Here is a 577-nt window from a genome sequence, read left to right on the forward strand (position 1 = left end):
CGGCGAGCGCTGCGGGTGACATGCCGAGCGCACGCTCGAAGGTATGATCCGCCGTGTTCAGCCGACGAAGGAGCGCCGCGGCGCGTCCGGCATGACGCATCGCCGCCGCCTGCTTGCCCTCGCGGATCTTCACGCCGGCCGCCGATAACAGGATCAATCCCTTGAAGAGCGTCCGAAGCGGAGCGCCTCGGTCTGCAACTTGCCACAGACCTTCCCAAGCCTCATGGGCTTCCCAGTAATAACCATGGTTGAAGAGGTCGAGACCCCAAAGGAATATGTCTGAGTCCAGCGACGCCTCTGCCGCCAACGGCATGGCTTCGCTATTGTAGCTATGTCCCGCGGGGTCGCGCACGGGATGCGGTTGCCTGCCCGGCAGATACGCATAGGATGGAAAGCTCTTTTCCGGCAGCCAGCGCCGGCGCAACATCGAACCAATAGCCATCAAAGCCGTATAGCACACCCGTGGCCCTGAACAGATGCTCAGTTCCGTGCATAGCCGCCGCATCAGGAATGTCTTGGCAAATAGTTGTCAGCCAGTCAGATCTCACGAAGCTGCGAGGTTGCGTCGGCGGTCATC

General features: G+C 61.4%; 1 protein-coding gene. It reads right to left on the reverse strand.

The window, feature by feature from the left end; translation table 11 throughout:
- A partial coding sequence (locus tag EH240_RS37390; RefSeq protein WP_148101205.1) for a DUF309 domain-containing protein occupies positions 1 to 427 on the reverse strand: 427 nt, incomplete at its 3' end.
- Positions 428 to 577 lie beyond the last annotated feature (150 nt).

Source organism: Mesorhizobium tamadayense, from assembly GCF_003863365.1.
Taxonomy (GTDB): domain Bacteria; phylum Pseudomonadota; class Alphaproteobacteria; order Rhizobiales; family Rhizobiaceae; genus Mesorhizobium; species Mesorhizobium tamadayense.